The sequence below is a fragment of the Rhodococcus sp. ARP2 genome (assembly GCF_001029585.1).
Lineage (GTDB): Bacteria > Actinomycetota > Actinomycetes > Mycobacteriales > Mycobacteriaceae > Rhodococcus_F > Rhodococcus_F erythropolis.
Genome location: NZ_LEKE01000061.1, coordinates 106,159 through 121,870, shown reverse-complemented (window position 1 = coordinate 121,870; position 15,712 = coordinate 106,159). Strand labels below are relative to the sequence as shown.

Here is a 15,712-nt window from a genome sequence, read left to right as displayed (position 1 = left end):
TGTCAGCCCATCACGTCGTCGGCGCCGGGGATGAGTCGGTGCTCGAACGGCGGGTTGACGGCTCCCCAGCGTAGGCATTCCCAGCCGCCATCAGCTGAGGGCAACAGTTCGACGGTCTCGGTGTTGGCCAAGTGGTTGTTGGCTGCGAACAGTCCGGGGACACCGGCAAGCTGGGCGGCGACAAGACGAATCGCAGCACCATGACTCACCACGACGATGTCGCCGCCGTCTCGTGAGCCTTCCAGAAATTCTTCGCGCAGCGCATTGACGACGGGGACGTACCGTTCCAGGACGTCGTATCCCGTTTCACCGCCGGGAATGCGAGCGCCGAGGTTGCCGGTGTGCCAGTGATGGAACGTCTCCATGAACAGTCGGTGCGCGGCCTCGTCGGTGCGATCCTCGAGGTCACCGGCCTGGACCTCGTGCAGTCCGTCCCGCACATCCAGGGATACACCGGCGGCCTGCTCCACAAAACCTGCGGTCTGCCGGGCACGCAAAGCCAAGGACGATACGAGCGCCAGAGGAGGAGCCGAAGCCAGGCCGATGCCCAACGTCTCGGCCTGCGCCAACCCTTCCGGCGTGAGCTTTGCTCCGGGCAGAGCGGTGTCGAGACGTTTGGCGACATTCGCCTCCGTCTGACCGTGCCGAACGAGGATGAGCCTTCCGGTCATCGTTCTCCCCCTCCATGCTTGAGTTCGTCGATCCACCGAATCGCTTCTTCGTCCGAAGGAGGTTGTGGCCCGGTCGAATTCGCTGTCGCCCACGACCCCAGGAAGCGGACTCCGGATTTCCGATGCAGTGCACGCATCGCCTCGGCCACCAGCGAGTCCTCGACGTGTCCGACGCAGTCCACGAAGAACCGGTACGTACCCAATTCCGTTCGCATCGGACGCGATTCGATCCGAGTCAGATCGATACCGCGAGCGGCGAATTCGGAGAGTGCGCGCACCAGGGAGCCTGGAGCGTTGTCGAGGTGAAGCACCAGCGCGGTGCGATCGGCACCGGTCCGTTCGGGAACCGGAGCCGGCTTGGTGACCAGCACGAAACGTGTACGGGCGCCGCCCACATCGGCGACGTTGTCCGCCAGGCTGTCGAGTCCGAGCATCTGACCGGCCAAAGCCGTGGACACACCGGCGTCGACCGTTCCAGCCTGCACGTCCAGCGCTGCACCGGCGTTGGACGAGGCCAACACCACCTCGGCCTGCGGCAGGTTCTCGGCGATCCATCCGCGGACCTGTGCGCCCGCATGCGGGTACGCGCCGATCGTGCGGACCTGGTCGGCGGTCGTCCCGGCCCGAACCAGGATGGAGAAACTCACGTCCAGATCGGTTTCGGCAACGATCTGCAGGGGCGAACCGAGAGCGAGTGAATCGAGCGTCGGCGCTACGCCGCCTTCCACCGAGTTCTCGAAGGGAACTACGGCCCCGTCCACGGAACCGTCGCGAACCATGTCGAGAGTCGCCGGCGGACTGCCGGCCGGTACTCGCTCGACAGTTTCGCCGAACGCGCCCTCAGCCTCCAACTGGGCGAGAGCTATCTCCGTGAAGGTTCCCGACGGACCGAAATACGCGATTCTTGGCACGCCTAAAAGATTACGCATCGACCCACGCCGGTCACTGCAAACCCGCGGCACGCAGAGCCGTTTCCACCGCAGGCAGATCTGCAACCTCGATCGTGAGCAGCACCTCGCGCATCGCGGATGCGGCTTCCGGGATCAGCGCGGCGAGTTTTTCGGGCTTCGGATCGACTATCGCGGCGCGCACGTCGTCGCCGCGCAGTGCAGCGACGGTGCCACACAGTAGGGCGATCACCTCGTCGCCGTCGGCTGCGCGGGCTACGAAACCGACGGACTCGTGCGCGAGTACCGCCAGGAAATCAGCCACTTCGGTGGGCGTGCGACCGGCGGCGAGTCCGGGGATCCGTCCACCTTCGCACAGGCGCAGCGCCGCTTCGGCGGGTGTCAGATCCTCTTCGCCGCCGTCGACGTACACCGCGAGCGGAGCGGGCAGACGTAGCGCGATCGCGTCGTCGATCTGGTCGGTGGTGACGTCGACGTCGAAACGGACGGCCTCGTACGACGCATCCGTGTCCGCGCGCAGTTCTTCGGGATCGATATCGAGGCGGACGACAACCCGGGCTGCTGCTTCGCCACCGATCAGCGCCGACGCCGGAACGACCGGGAGAAAGAGTGCTTCGAGGAGTCCGCGCGAGTTTCTCGGGGCGGGCAGCCCGAGCGAAAGAGGAATGGCCACAGACAAACCGTAACCCCGGCGCAGGCGGCGGATTCCACGCGAGTTGCGCAAAAGTCTTGCGATTCACACCGAAGCGCCTTAGGTTAGGGTTACCTCATCATCCGATGGAGTTCGAGAGAACACCCGCCAAGGGGGCAGCATGGCAACGAAGACCAGCACCGGCCCGTCCACCGCCGAACGCGTCCGCAGCGCCTGTGTGCGCGCACAGGACGCAGTTCTCGCCATCGAAGGCAGCGATCCCACCGTCACGTCGGTGCATCACCTGCGTTCGAACGGTGACGTCGTCGTTGCAGTCCCACATGCCTCCGCAGCTGCGGCCCTGGCCTGGAACTCCGGCGGCGGCGGACTGCCTGCCGTCCTCGAGATCACCGATCACGCACCACTGCGGCTGCGTGAGCCCGTGCGCTCCCTCGTGTGGCTTCGCGGCTCGTTGCACGCCGTGCCCGACTACGAGGCACGCGTTCTCGCCGACGACGTCGCATCCGAACATCCCCACCCGGGGCTCCTCGACATCGGCCACACCTCGGTCCTCCTTCGCCTGAGCCTGGCCTCGGCCGTTGTCGCCGACTCGACGGGGGCAGAGCCCGTCGCCGTGGACGAACTGCTGAACGCCAGCCCAGATCCCTTCTGGGAAATGGAGACGGCGTGGCTGCAGCATCTCGACGAAGACCACCGCGATCTCGTGGACCTGCTCGTGCGCAAGCTTCCCCCGTACATGCGCACCGGACGCGTTCGCCCACTCGGCATCGACCGCTACGGACTGCGCCTGCGGGTCGAGGATCACACCGGTGACCGCGACGTGTGGATGCCGTTCGCCAACCCCGTCGACGACGCTCCCGCGCTGAGCCGTGCCATCCGAATGCTTGTCGGGTGCCCTTTCCTCAACGGCCTCCGATCGGGTGGCGCTGCAAACGGCTAGCGTTGCGCGGGTGAATGCCCGCGAAACCGTCCGCACCTGGTTACGGCCGCCGTCTCCCGTTCGAACGGACCCGGAACTAGATCCCGCCGCCAGGCGCGGAATCCGGATCGAGATCACTATCGTTCTGCTGGTCACCTTCGGGCTCAGCGGATTGTCCGGGATCCTTTCGCTCGCCGAATCCTTGGCGACGCCGGTTGCGCTCTCGGATCAGACGGTTGCACTCAACCCGTCGCGAGCTGCCATTGACTGGATCGACCTGGCGCGCCAATTACTGGGCATCGCAAAGCTTCTCGCGTGGGCAGCGCTGGGACTCTATCTACTGTGGCGTTCGGGGATCGGTCCACGTGCTGCGGGCCTGACTCCCAAACCTCGATTCGGTCGCGACATAGCTCCGGGATTCGGCCTCGCCGCTGTGATCGGCCTCCCCGGACTCTTGTTCTACCTCGTCGCTCAGGCACTGAGCATCAACCTCACCGTCCAGGCCAGCGCGCTCGACGACCACTGGTGGCGGGTTCCGATCCTCGTACTGTCCGCGATCGCGAACTCGGGCGCCGAAGAGGTACTGGTCGTCGCCTACCTGATCACTCGCCTCCGAACACTCGGCTGGAGCGAGAACAAATCTCTGCTCGCGTCCTCGCTCCTGCGCGGTAGTTATCACCTCTACCAAGGGTTCGGCGGCGGTGTGGGAAACGTGATCATGGGGCTCGTGTTCGGTCGATACTGGCAGCGCACCGGCAAGCTGTGGCCGCTGATCATCGCCCACGCGCTCATCGACATGGTGGCGTTCATCGGTTACGCCCTCCTGCGCGATCACGTCTCCTGGCTGCCGTGACCGGTACCGTGAACTGGTGACCGGCGACTCCGAATATCCTCAGCGCCCTCCGCGGCGCCAGCCGCCCCCGCGTGGACCGATGCCACCCCGTCAGGGCCCACCCCCGCAGCGGCGCCCACCGATGCCGCCCGAAGGGCCGACGGTCATTCGCCGCGACGGACGTCCACCGCAGCAGAATCCGGCCAATCAGGCCTGGTCACAGGTCCCACCAGAAGCGCCGCAGCAACCCAGGCGTGAGGACTGGGCGCCGACCCAACGCCCGCAGCCGTTCCAGGACGACCCCCGCAGGCAGGGGCCGCCGCGTCAGGATCCGCAACGCCAGGCGAAGTACGCACCCGCGCCGCCGCGCCGAACCCCGCCGAACGCCCCGCCGCGCCCTCCTGAACCCCCGAAGCAGCGACGCCCACGCAAGCGTCGTAGCTGGGGTAAACGTATCGGCATCACGTTGTTGGTCTTGCTGCTCGCGCTGGCCTGCGCGGTCTATTACGTCGACAGTTCGCTCAATCGAATCGACGCGCTGCCCGACTACGCGGGACGCGTCGCCGATACTCCGGGCACGAACTGGCTGATCGTCGGCTCCGACAGTCGTGAGGGGCTCACACCCGAGCAGGAGCAAGCGCTTGCGACAGGTGGTGACACCGGCCCCAAGCGCACTGACACGGTCATCTTGGTCCACGTTCCCAAGAGCGGGAAGACGACCATGGTCAGCATCCCCCGCGATTCGTACGTTCCGATTCCCGGCTACGGCTCGGACAAGATCAACGCCGCCTTCGCGTTCGGTGGTGCCCCCTTGCTGGTGCAGACCGTCGAGGAGGCAACCGGACTTCGCATCGACCACTATGCCGAGATCGGATTCAGCGGGTTCGCCGGCATCGTCGACGCCGTCGGTGGCGTCAATGTATGCCTGACGCAGGCGATCGACGATCCGCTGGCCGGAATCAACCTCCCCGCCGGATGCCAAGACTTGAAGGGTTCGGATGCACTCGGGTTCGTGCGGACCCGAGCAACCGCGCTCGCCGACCTCGACCGCATGAACAACCAGCGCCAGTTCATGTCGGCGTTGCTGTCGAAGGCGACGAGTCCGAGTACGTTCCTCAATCCGTTCCGGTTGTGGCCGCTCGTCTCCGATACGGCCAAGTCTTTGCAGGTCGACGAGGGCGATCACATCTGGAATCTGGCCTCACTCGCCTGGGCGCTTCGCGGCGGGATGACCACCACGACGGTTCCCGTCGCCGGTTTCGAGGACGTGGACGGGTCGGGCAACGTGTTGTTGTGGGACAAGGCACGCGCTTCGCAATTCTTCGACGCCCTGGCCAACGATCAGCAGATTCCGCAGGATCTGATCACCACGGGGTGATTGCCCTGAGTTTCGGTAGTACCCCGGGAGGACAGGCCGAGCGAACAAATCGCTTTCCGGCAGGACGCGGAACGGCCGGCGGAAAAATACCGTGAAGGTATGAACACAGCACACCGCCGATTCCGCACCGCCGCCGTCATCGCCGCCTCGGCCGGAGCGGCTTTACTGGCCACGTCCTGCTCGGGCACCTTCGACAAGTTCGACGAGTCGAAGGCATACAAGAAAACCGAAACCTTCTCTTTTGCACAAGCATCCAACGGAATCGACACACTGCCGAGTTGGGTTCCCGCCGGCGCGACGGGTATCGACGAGGTCATCCGCACCACCGGCAACGAACGCATCCTGCGCATGACTGCGAACATCACGGAGATAGATCACAACAGCTGCATCGCACGACCTACCGTCGAAACTCGTCCGGCATCGCTGTCCGCACAGTGGTGGCCGACGGGGGTCGAGAAGGGCAGTTCTTTCCAGTGCGGCGACTGGTACGTCGGCGAAAAGGACTCGTTCGTCTACGGATACCGGCCGGAAACTCTCGACTTCATCATCGATCAGCTCGACAACAAGTAGCTCCCTGTCCGTGCCGCCGACCCAGTAATCTGTTGGGATGACACAGGCGAAGAACTCGAGCGAATTCACCACTCTGCTGCGTCAGCAGATCCGTAACGAGTTCACTGCATCGCAGCAGTACATCGCGGTAGCGGTGTACTTCGATGCACACGATCTTCCGCAGATGGCCGCGCGCTTCTACAGCCAGGCTACCGAGGAACGCGGTCACGCGATGATGATGATCCAGTACCTGCTCGACAACGACCTCGACGTGGACGTACCGGGTGTCGACGACGTCGTGACGAAGTTCGACAGTGTCCGGGCTCCGGTCGAATTGGCACTCGAGCAGGAGAAGACGGTCACCGAGCAGATCACGCAGTTGGCGCGCACCGCGCGCGATACCGGCGACTACCTGGGCGAGCAGTTCATGCAGTGGTTCCTCAAGGAGCAGGTCGAGGAAGTTGCAAGCATGACAACACTTCTCACCATCGTCGACCGTGCCGGCGACAACCTCTTCCACCTCGAAACGTTTGTCGCACGCGAGATGAACACACCGGCAGCTGCCGACGCAATGGCGCCGACACCCGCCGGCGGCGGCGTCTGAGGGCCACCGGCCTACCGAGTCTCCGGCCGCTCGGCGGCGCTCAGTGATCTGAGGAAGTTGTTGTATGCCTCCAGATCACTGTCGCCGTCGATCTCGGCGCGGCGGTCCTGGGCGGCATTCATCCGTTTGTCGTCCCGGTTCCAGCGCATCGCGAAGATCACGACCACCACCAGCGCGACGGGCTCACCGTACGACCACGCAAGGGCACCGGCCAACTGCTGGTCCTGCATCACGTCCACGCCCCACTCGGGAGGCGGATTCACGAACGTGGTCAGCAGCGGCTTTGTCGCCATCATGAGGACGACTCCGATGAACACATGCAGCGGCATCTCCACGAAAAGGTCGAAACACCGGCCGAGATAGCTTTGCCGCACCGGCAGTGGTCCGGTGGCGAGCACGGGCATGATGAAGAGCAGACCGCTGGCGAGAAAGAAGATTTCGAGAAAGACGTGTCCGGCCGGCAATCCCGAGACGGCGTCGAAGATCGGCGACAGGTAGATCCCGTAGTAGCTGAACAGAAAGACCGGGATCGTGAACCCGGGGTGCAACATCCACCGTGCCGGACGGCTGCGCAATGCCGACAGTGCAAGCGCCAGAACATTTCTCCCGGGACCTCGATGCGACGTCGAACGCAGTAGCAGCAGTCCTGGCGAGCCCAGCACCCACAGCGGCGGGATCGCCATCGAGAGCGTCAAATGCTGGAACATCCAGACACTGAAGAGTTCGTTCCCGTAACTTTCGACCTTCGAACCGGTCACGGCGATCAACAGCAAGCATCCGGCCAGAAAACACGCAGTTCGATACCAGGGCCATAGCCGTCCCCGCGCACGCACACGGTGCATTGACCACCAATACCAAAGCGCCAGAACAGCTCCCAGCAGAACAAGAGGTGACAGGGACGAGGAGTCCCAGGTCAACATCTGTCCAATCGACGGCGGCGCCAGACCGTTCACCTCCGATTCACGGGCGAACCCTCCTTCGAATCCTTTCGGGTACCGTCGACTCTACACCTAAATACTATGTTGGATAGTATTTAAGTAATCGACGGAAGGTCAAGGTACACAGCAGTGTCCAGAAGCATGAAGATATCCGCCGCCCTGATCGCATTGTTCGCGGTAGCACTGATCACGTTCATCACCGTCGATCCGATCAGGGCGGACAACGAGAGCACCGATCGGGCAGCACAATCCACCGCCGTCCTGACCGACGACGCGTACCGATTGACCTCGGCCGCTGACGACAAAGTGAATCTTGTCGAGTTCCTCGACTTCGAATGTGAGGCCTGCCTCGCGCTGTACCCGACGATGGAGCGAATCAGAGCCGAGTACGAGGATCGAATCACATTCGGTATCAGATACTTTCCGATTCCGAGTCACACCAACAGCACTCTCGCGGCGCAGGTCGTCGAATCCGCATCTCGCCAGGGCAAGTTCGTCGAGATGTATCAACGGATGTACGAGACTCAGTCGCAGTGGGGTGAATCCGCCGAATCGCAGGAGGCACTGTTTCGCTCCTACGCACAAGATCTCGGCCTGGACATGACCCGATTCGAATCCGACCTCAGCAGCCGCGGCGTCCGCGAGCGGGTCGAGCGCGACTTCAACGAGGGCAAACGCCTTGGCGTCCAGGGCACCCCGACGCTGTTCCTCAACGACGTGAAGCTGGCCCAGATGCCGAGCTACGAAGATCTGAAAGCCCAGATCGACTCAGCGTTGGAGCAATGATCAGGTCAGAACAGCGCAGATACCGGCGGAGACGGCCACCGTCACGGCTGCGGCAACGGCCGTCGTGATGGCCGCCGGCACGCACGCCGCGACCGCGCAGGTCAGTCGCCGAGGCGACGCCACGTCGCCGTCGACCAGGGAACGCAATCGCACTGCGGTCGCGCCGCCGCGATCGCCCAAACTCCAGTCCGGCTGAGGAAGCGGCGATTTCGACACCACGGCAAGGGCGGAACGCACTGCAGCCGGGCTGGTGACGCGAGCGGCGTGCCGGTCCGCCGACAGTTCCACGATCGCGCCGACGGCAGCAGGTGCCGCCGCGAACAACGGCACTCCCGGCAGAACAGCGGCCAAGACTTCACAGGCACCGACGATTCGGTGATGACCGCCGCTCAGATGCGCACGCTCGTGCGCGAGGACCGCGTCACGCTCGCCCCCGGTAAGAGCGGATGACAAGCCTTGTGTCGCAACAACAAATCCAGGCTTTCCGGCGACACTGTAGGCCATCGGCAGCGGATGATCCAACCACAACACGTCGGACTCCGAGTTGTCGCGGCGCGCGACGATCGAGAGAACATCACGATGGAAATCTCGGACTCTCGCGTGCTCACGTGCCTGTTTGCGGCCGGCCAGCACGATCCGAACAGCGATCAAACCCACCACACCAACGGCTGTACCGGTGATCAGTTCACCCACCCATGAACTCGTGCCGTGCGCGAAGGCGCTGAAACACCGAGCGATACCGTCGACCAGCCCCTCGACCGGCGCGTGGCTCGGCCACACCAGAACCAAGACCGCAGAGAGAGCGAGATACAGAGCCGACGCCATACTGCCGAGCCACGCCGCGAGCAGCACCGTCGGTGACAACGTCGAGGAAACGGCCCGTAACGCTCTCGGAACCAAAAATCCGACGAATACCGCACCGAGAAGCATCGGCAAGGCCAGTGTCATTGCGCACCTTCCCCGGAAAGTCCTCGGCGCAGGGCCTCGTTCTCAGCGTCCGTCATTGTCTTCGCGAAGTGCAACAGCACGGCAGCGGAATCGGAACTGCTGTCCAACAATTCGCGCAGTGCCCTGGATGTGGCCTCTTCACGGCTGCGACTCGGCCGATAGAAGTAGGCGCGACTCTTCTTCTCACGACTCACCCAGCCCTTGTCGTAGAGATGAGTCACGACGGTCAGGATGGTGGTGTACGCGAGTTGTCGACGCTCACCCAAGATCTCGACCAGATCCTTGACCGAGAGCGCGTCGTCGGACTGCCAGAGCACATCCATGACCTCGGCTTCGAGTCCGCCCAGCCCCTGCATTGCTCCTCCATCGCGTCGTGACAGAACTTCAGCCGCTCGCGGCCTTCTCCCCGAACGACACGCCCCGGGAATTCAGATACGCGAGCGGATCAGTCTTCTGCCCGTCAGATTGCCACACCTCGTAGTGCAGGTGCGGTCCCGTCGATTGTCCACGATTGCCGACGGTCGCGATCAGTTCACCCGCCCGCACCTTCTGACCGGCAACCACGAGCGCCTCGTTGATGTGCCCGTAGACGCCGACGGTCCCGTCGTCCTGCTGGATGCGGACCCAGAGCCCGAATCCCGCGGCGGGACCGGATTCGATCACAACACCGTCGGTCGCCGAGACGATGGGCGTACCGATCGAGTTTGCGATGTCGAGACCGTAATGGGTTGTTCCCCAGCGTGGACCGAAGTTGGACGTCATCGTCCCGCTGACGGGGGCCATCACCCGCGGCTTTTCTGCCTCGTACGCCAACGCCGCCCGTTCGGCTTCGAGTTGTCTCGTCTTACCGAGTTGTTCGGCTATCCCGGCAAGATCCGTCGTCCGAACAAGGTCGAGTATCTCCGGCACCGACACCAGCGCTGGACCTTCCGCTGCAACTGGAAGCGGCGATGCGTGCCCGATGGAAGTGCCGGACGCCAGGATTGCACCCGTCGCCACGGAAACCGCGGCCATGCGCCCGCCGGGTCTGGTCGGCTCGGATTTTCGATGTCTTCCCACTTCTCGGTCCTCGCGTCGATGACAAATGAAGGTCTACGCCGCCACCTTACAACTATGTTGCATAGTTTTTAAGACATGCACTATTGCGCATATATGCATATGTGTCTAGGCTGACGTCGACGAAAGGACCTTCGATGTCACACGGACACGGGCACGGAATCTCTCCCGCCGAGGCTGCGACCAGCAACAGCGGCAAGCATGTCAACAAACTGTGGATCGCCGCCGGCCTCGGGTTGGTGACGTTCGTGCTGCAGGTGACGGTCGGCTTCTTCACCTCGTCACTGGCGCTGCTTTCGGACTCGGCGCACGTGTTCACCGACATCTTCGGCATCTTCATGGCGCTCGCCGCGATCCTCGTCGCACAGCGCGCAGCACGGCGCCCGGATCGCACTTTCGGCATGTACCGCACGGAAGTGTTTGCGGCACTGGCCAATGCGATCCTGCTCTTCGCAGTCGCCGGGTGGGTGCTCTACGAGGCTGCCAGCCGATTCTCGGATCCGCCCGAGGTTCCGGGCCTCCCCGTCGCGATAGTCGCCGTCGTCGGTTTGGCGATGAACGTCATCGCCTTCCTGATGCTCCGCAGCGGCGCGAAGGAAAGCATCAACATCCGCGGCGCCTACCTCGAAGTCATGGCGGACATGATCGGGTCCATCGGCGTCCTCGTCAGCGGCTTGGTCACGCTCGCTTTCGGTTGGCGCTACGCCGACCCCGTCATCGGCGTCGCCATCGGCCTTTTCGTCTTGCCGCGCGCCTTCAACCTGGGCCGCCATGCCGTCCGCATCTTGCTCCAGCAGGCTCCCGATCGCATCGACGTCACCTCGATACTCGAGAAGATCAACACACTCCCGGGTGTCGTTGACGCGCACGATCTGCACGTCTGGACACTCACCTCGGGGATGGAAGTTGCTTCCGTTCACGTCACCGCGGCCAGTGACGCCGATCCCACTACGGTGCTCGCGGCCACCCAAACCTTGCTGGCCGAGGTATTCGAACTGGAGCACGCCACCGTGCAGGTGGAACTCCAGGGAAGTGACGGTAAATGCACGGAACTCGCCTGGTGAAAAGGACATTCCTAAATGAAACATTCGCTTTCGGGCCAATGGATAACCGCACCGAATTCGAAAAGAAATTAGGTCTTCTTTAGTTTGGGAACGCTTACCACAATAAGGTCAGACTGGGATGACAGGGCCTCTGACCTGCACTATCTTGGAATTCATGACTTCTGGGGAGACTCACATGACCAAATTCCACGCACTACTCCGAGACCAGATTCGCAACGAGTTCAACGCTTCGCATCAGTACATCGCGACAGCGGTTTACTTCGACAATGCGGACCTGCCACAGCTGGCAAAGCACTTCTACAAGCAGGCTGTGGAAGAGCGTAACCACGCCATGATGATCGTTCAGTATTTCCTCGATCGCGACATCAACGTCGAACTCACCGGCGTCGACGCCGCGAAGGCCGACTTCAAGGATGCCCGTGAGCCCATCGCTCTCGCGCTGACGCAGGAGAAGACGGTCACCGAGCAGATCGTCCAGCTCGCGAGCACTGCCCGCGAAGAAGGCGACTACCTCGGCGAGCAGTTCATGCAGTGGTTCCTCAAGGAGCAGGTCGAGGAAGTTGCCAGCATGACAACACTTCTCACCATCGCGGACCGCGCAGGCGCCAACCTGTTCGACCTCGAAGACTTCGTGTCCCGCGAGATGAGCACCGTCGGTGACACCACCGGTGCGCCGAACGCAGCAGGCGGAACCATCTAGCCTGCAGCACTCACGGATTTTGCCCTCGAGCCGAACGGTTCGCTTCCTGCCAGCAGGATCGAACTGATCAGCTCGGGGGCATCTGTCATCGGTACGTGCCCGAGTCCGGGCAAAACCATCAACTTCGCCTGCGGGAACGGCTTTTTCACGCGCTGCGCTTGGTACACGGGCAGAATGAGATCGCGTCGACCCCACGCAACCGTCACCGGCACAGTGGGATCCACGATGGGCGGCAACACGAAGTCCATCTCGAGACCGAGATCGACGAGTTCGTTGGACACGAGCGAACGGCAGTCGGCCAACGCCGCCGCATAACCGACATGACTCGGATGAGCGAAGAACGCGGCGAGCGCCGGATAGCGAATCAGCTTGTACCGCAATGCACGTGGCAGACCATCGCCCATGAGCTTGGCCGTGCCGCGCAGTGCACGGAACGTGTTGATCGCCCGCACCTGATCGAGGTGATTGACAAAGAACCCGGCCGGCGACAGAGCTGTCGCCGACGCGACGTCTCCGCGCGCTGCCAGCGAGAGTGCAATCCATCCGCCGAGTGAGTTTCCGGCGACGTGGGCGCGCTCCCCCGCCGGAGTCACTTCCTTGACGAACTCACTGACATCGTCGATCAGCTGTCCCATGACGTCCGGACCGAGTTCGGGCAGCACGGACTCTCCGTGACCTGGCAGGTCGACCGTGACCACACGGCGATACGGCGTCAGCTGGTCCAAAAGCGAATCCCACGCCTGCCGTCGATGGACGATGCCATGGACGAGCACAAGCGTGGGACCGCTACCGGAGATGTCGTGCGACAAAGTCATGCCGCCAACATTAACCGTAACTTTGCGTAACGCCTATAGTTCTGGCGAAAAAATCAGCGCAGCGTGACCTGGCGTCCGCGCAGGCCGTCGCGCGAGCGCAGCTCGGCCGAGTTCAGCGGAGCATCGACAGCCAGAGCCTCGGCAAGACGCTCACCGAGCTCGACGGTTGCCGCTACCCACTCGTTTGCATGTTTTTCGCGGTCGAGGTCGAAGACGGGGACCAACAGGCCGTGGGTGCGGAACGAGCCTGCGTAGCGCGAGCCCTCACCCAGGTGCAGTCCACCGGTCGCGTGCACGCGCGCCAACGCGAGCATCAGGTCGTCTTCGCTCTCGGGGCGAACCCAACGCAGGTGCGCCTTCTCGCCGGCGTCGACCCACCACGCGGCAACGAGGCCGTCTCCTTCGAGGCGTGCAGAGGGCATGATCGCCGAGTTGGCGTGCTGCACGGTGGCGGCAACCTCAGGATCGGTTTCGACGCCTTCCGGAATCCACCAGTTGAAGTTCTGGTGCACCGTGATGTCGAGCAGAGCCGATGGATCGACAACCTCGGTGACGGCGGGTGTCTCGGAATCGGGGTTCGCGGCAGAAAGCGCGTCGCCGGGGGCCGCGTCCTTGATCCAGTTCACCGAAGCGGCGAGGTCTGCGCCGAGGTCTGCAGAGTGCGCCTGAACCTGGACACCGACAAATCCGGTGGCCGTCTCGCCCTCGTCGCGGACGAGGGCGGCAACAGCGCCGGGGAGGACCGTCGCCAACGTGACGGGACGGTCGGAGCCGATGACCGGCAACGGAGCCGTGGCGGACGGAACGAATTCGCGCAGCGCGACCAGATCGCACTCGGCGGCAAGGCCCTCGAACGGGCGGTTCACTGCGCCGGCAGCGGCTTCACGCTCTGCTTGGCGTGCCGCCAGCTTCTCTGCGCGTGCGCTGCCCTGCTTCGGTCCACTGTTTCTTTTGCTCTTCTTGGCCACGAGGGCAAAATCTACACGCTGCTCAGCCATTGCTTCGTGCGCCCGGGATGGTTGGTGGCCACCCAACTGACCCCGAGCTCACGACACAGGTCCACATCCGCCTTGTCGTCGACGGTCCAGCAGTACGTCGCGCGACCCGCAGCGGCAGCCCGATCGACCAGATCGGGATGTTCGCGCAGCGCCTTGATCGACGGCCCGATCGCCGTGGCGCCGACAGCCGTCGACGCACCACCGCCGAGGTACCGCGACGCGTCACCGAGCAGGACCGTCGGCAGCAGCGGTGCCGAACGGCGCACTCGCCAGACCGCAGTAGCCGAGAAAGACATGACCACCGCGCGAGAGTGATCGGCCGACGGCGGCGACGCGATCCCGAAGCGGTGCAGTTCCGCGAGAAGTTTTGCTTCGACCAGGCCGCCGAACCGCACGGGGTGTTTGGTTTCGATGAACAGCTTCACCGGGCGCGCGAAATCCAGGGCGAGGGTGATGAGGTCGGAGAGAGTCAGCAGTTCGGCCGGTTCGCTCGTCGACCCGTAGTCCAGAGCGTTCAGCGAATCGAGCGTCATCTCGCTGACGATCCCGGTGCCGCTGGAGGTGCGATCGACCTTGCGGTCGTGAACGCAGACCAGGTGCCCGTCGCGGGTGAGCCGGACGTCGCATTCGAGCCCGTCGGCACCCTCCTCGAGGGCCAGTTCGTAGGCGGCGAGGGTGTGCTCCGGCCGCGCAGCCGACGCACCTCGGTGCGCAACGACGAGTGGACCTCGACGATCTGGGCTCACAGGGCAGCGGTCTCCTTCTCTTCCAACACCGTCTTCTCTTCCAGCACCGAGCGCGGCACTGGCACCCATCGAGTTTCCGATTCGGGTTCGCCGCGCCAACCCCTGCGCTCGATCCGTCGGATCACGACGAGCGTCAACGCCGCGGTGACTGCTGCGACCAATGCGATGAAGGCGTTCAGCAGAACCCCGTCGGCCATTGCCTGAATCCCCGGGCGTGATCGCCAGTACGCGTTGACCACCAGCAGCAGAGCGCTGAATCCCCAGAAGCCCCACCAGATCTTCACCAGCAGAGTTCCGCGCGGATCGCGGCGGACCAACTCGAAGAGATAAACCGCCGGCATCACGAGGTTGAGGATCGGCACAGCGCAGCCGACGACAACTTCCGACGCTGTGCGCGGATCGGATTCCCCGGCACCTGCGAAGTGTTCATGACGCCGACGAAGTAGCCAGCACACACCGGCGACAGCCGCGAAGACCGAGATCAGCAGTCCACCCAACTGAGTGAAGTACACGGCGGCGTCGGAGACCGTGAGAAGCCACTGCGGGATCAGCGTGGTGCGGTTACGCACCAGGATCGCGTATCTGCCCAGTTCGGCGAACACAGCGAGTCCGTAGAGGATTGTCGCGAGTGTCAGCAACGGCCCGACTCGGTCGGCCATCCGGTCCGCTCGCGAGGGCGGCACCGGTGAGGTGTCGACGACGTCCTGCAGTCCCCACTGCGGGACGGCGTCGTAGCGCGGGGTGGTGAGGCTACGACGCACTGGTGCGTCCCCCACGCCGCGTGGGTCGGACGGTGAGCGCGCGATCCAGCGGAAGCCTCGACGGTTGGGTGGTTGGTAGATCTCGGTGCGGGTGGGGATCAGCAGGACGCCGCTGCAGCGCGGGCACCACTGCGTGGGGCCGCCGACTACGGGCCAGCGTGCGGCGCACCGGGCGCAGACCTGAACGACACTCACAACTTCGATTCTGTCACGCCGTATCGGTAACGGCAGCAAATGGATTCACTCCCGATTTGTGATCGAACCTCCACCGCGTTCACCTGCATTGTTCGAATAATGTGACCTCCGCCACTTAAAAACTCGAGTTATCCACAGTTTCCACAGGTTCATCCACAGTTCTGGATGAATGAATCGGGCTTTATCCACAGG

19 protein-coding genes are annotated in these 15,712 nt (G+C 63.6%); 8 read left to right on the top strand and 11 right to left on the bottom strand.

Annotation, left to right across the window (positions count from 1 at the left end; genetic code table 11):
- Window positions 1-2 precede the first annotated feature (2 nt).
- The 3 genes from ABX74_RS18130 to ABX74_RS18120 are packed head-to-tail and all read right to left on the bottom strand — an operon-like array spanning window position 3 to window position 2,252.
- Window positions 3-671, bottom strand: coding sequence for a histidine phosphatase family protein (locus ABX74_RS18130; protein WP_019746386.1), 669 nt, complete (start codon window positions 669-671; stop codon window positions 3-5).
- Window positions 668-1,600 (bottom strand): prephenate dehydratase, encoded by a 933-nt coding sequence (pheA, locus tag ABX74_RS18125; RefSeq protein WP_020905747.1) that lies wholly within the window; start codon window positions 1,598-1,600, stop codon window positions 668-670. Before pheA ends, ABX74_RS18130 begins: the two co-directional genes overlap by 4 nt.
- Before the next feature lie 13 nt (window positions 1,601-1,613).
- Window positions 1,614-2,252, bottom strand: a complete 639-nt coding sequence (locus ABX74_RS18120; protein ID WP_029254188.1) for a hypothetical protein — start codon at window positions 2,250-2,252, stop codon at window positions 1,614-1,616.
- A 139-nt stretch (window positions 2,253-2,391) separates the two neighbouring features.
- Between ABX74_RS18120 and ABX74_RS18115 the strand changes: the two genes are divergently transcribed.
- From ABX74_RS18115 to ABX74_RS18095, 5 genes are all read left to right on the top strand, one after another.
- Window positions 2,392-3,171 (top strand): DUF2470 domain-containing protein, encoded by a 780-nt coding sequence (locus ABX74_RS18115; protein ID WP_019746383.1) that lies wholly within the window; start codon window positions 2,392-2,394, stop codon window positions 3,169-3,171.
- Window positions 3,172-3,181: 10 nt separating this feature from the next.
- Window positions 3,182-4,003, top strand: coding sequence for a CPBP family intramembrane glutamic endopeptidase (locus ABX74_RS18110; protein WP_047889372.1), 822 nt, complete (start codon window positions 3,182-3,184; stop codon window positions 4,001-4,003).
- Window positions 4,004-4,124: 121 nt separating this feature from the next.
- Window positions 4,125-5,360, top strand: coding sequence for an LCP family protein (locus ABX74_RS18105; protein WP_189637343.1), 1,236 nt, complete (start codon window positions 4,125-4,127; stop codon window positions 5,358-5,360).
- A gap of 99 nt (window positions 5,361-5,459) precedes the next feature.
- Complete coding sequence (locus ABX74_RS18100; RefSeq protein ID WP_019746380.1) at window positions 5,460-5,930, top strand: hypothetical protein; 471 nt, start codon at window positions 5,460-5,462, stop codon at window positions 5,928-5,930.
- Window positions 5,931-5,967: 37 nt separating this feature from the next.
- On the top strand, window positions 5,968-6,513 hold the full coding sequence (locus ABX74_RS18095; RefSeq protein ID WP_020905744.1) for a ferritin: 546 nt from the start codon (window positions 5,968-5,970) through the stop codon (window positions 6,511-6,513).
- Window positions 6,514-6,524: 11 nt separating this feature from the next.
- Here the strand turns inward: ABX74_RS18095 and ABX74_RS18090 are convergent, their stop codons facing one another.
- Complete coding sequence (locus ABX74_RS18090; RefSeq protein WP_020905743.1) at window positions 6,525-7,466, bottom strand: cytochrome c oxidase assembly protein; 942 nt, start codon at window positions 7,464-7,466, stop codon at window positions 6,525-6,527.
- 126 nt (window positions 7,467-7,592) lie between these two features.
- Between ABX74_RS18090 and ABX74_RS18085 the strand changes: the two genes are divergently transcribed.
- Complete coding sequence (locus ABX74_RS18085; protein ID WP_021342427.1) at window positions 7,593-8,237, top strand: DsbA family protein; 645 nt, start codon at window positions 7,593-7,595, stop codon at window positions 8,235-8,237.
- On the opposite strand, the gene ABX74_RS18080 is transcribed toward ABX74_RS18085, so the two are convergent.
- The 3 genes from ABX74_RS18080 to ABX74_RS18070 are packed head-to-tail and all read right to left on the bottom strand — an operon-like array spanning window position 8,238 to window position 10,199.
- Window positions 8,238-9,185, bottom strand: a complete 948-nt coding sequence (locus ABX74_RS18080) for a M56 family metallopeptidase (RefSeq protein WP_047889370.1) — start codon at window positions 9,183-9,185, stop codon at window positions 8,238-8,240.
- Window positions 9,182-9,541 carry a BlaI/MecI/CopY family transcriptional regulator gene (locus ABX74_RS18075; RefSeq protein ID WP_019746375.1) on the bottom strand — a complete coding sequence of 120 codons (360 nt, stop codon included), beginning with the start codon at window positions 9,539-9,541 and terminating at the stop codon, window positions 9,182-9,184. The genes ABX74_RS18080 and ABX74_RS18075 overlap by 4 nt, the downstream gene beginning before the upstream one ends.
- A gap of 28 nt (window positions 9,542-9,569) precedes the next feature.
- Window positions 9,570-10,199, bottom strand: a complete 630-nt coding sequence (locus ABX74_RS18070) for a M23 family metallopeptidase (protein ID WP_021342425.1) — start codon at window positions 10,197-10,199, stop codon at window positions 9,570-9,572.
- A gap of 179 nt (window positions 10,200-10,378) precedes the next feature.
- On the opposite strand from ABX74_RS18070, the gene ABX74_RS18065 reads away from it, so the two are divergent.
- Both ABX74_RS18065 and ABX74_RS18060 read left to right on the top strand, forming a co-directional pair.
- A complete protein-coding gene (locus ABX74_RS18065; protein ID WP_019746373.1) occupies window positions 10,379-11,305 on the top strand; it encodes a cation diffusion facilitator family transporter in 927 nt (308 codons plus the stop codon).
- Window positions 11,306-11,459: 154 nt separating this feature from the next.
- On the top strand, window positions 11,460-12,005 hold the full coding sequence (locus tag ABX74_RS18060) for a ferritin (RefSeq protein WP_024487904.1): 546 nt from the start codon (window positions 11,460-11,462) through the stop codon (window positions 12,003-12,005).
- On the opposite strand, the gene ABX74_RS18055 is transcribed toward ABX74_RS18060, so the two are convergent.
- Genes ABX74_RS18055 through ABX74_RS18040 form a run of 4 tightly spaced genes read right to left on the bottom strand, consistent with a single transcriptional unit; the run spans window position 12,002 to window position 15,520 of the window.
- Window positions 12,002-12,820, bottom strand: coding sequence for an alpha/beta fold hydrolase (locus ABX74_RS18055; RefSeq protein ID WP_020905739.1), 819 nt, complete (start codon window positions 12,818-12,820; stop codon window positions 12,002-12,004). The genes ABX74_RS18060 and ABX74_RS18055 overlap by 4 nt on opposite strands.
- Window positions 12,821-12,873: 53 nt before the next feature.
- Window positions 12,874-13,788, bottom strand: coding sequence for a DUF5926 family protein (locus ABX74_RS18050; RefSeq protein ID WP_024487903.1), 915 nt, complete (start codon window positions 13,786-13,788; stop codon window positions 12,874-12,876).
- Between the two features lie 11 nt (window positions 13,789-13,799).
- Window positions 13,800-14,564, bottom strand: a complete 765-nt coding sequence (locus ABX74_RS18045) for a glycerophosphodiester phosphodiesterase (RefSeq protein ID WP_020968088.1) — start codon at window positions 14,562-14,564, stop codon at window positions 13,800-13,802.
- Window positions 14,561-15,520 (bottom strand): DUF4328 domain-containing protein, encoded by a 960-nt coding sequence (locus ABX74_RS18040; RefSeq protein ID WP_047889369.1) that lies wholly within the window; start codon window positions 15,518-15,520, stop codon window positions 14,561-14,563. Before ABX74_RS18040 ends, ABX74_RS18045 begins: the two co-directional genes overlap by 4 nt.
- Between the last annotated feature and the right edge of the window lie 192 nt (window positions 15,521-15,712).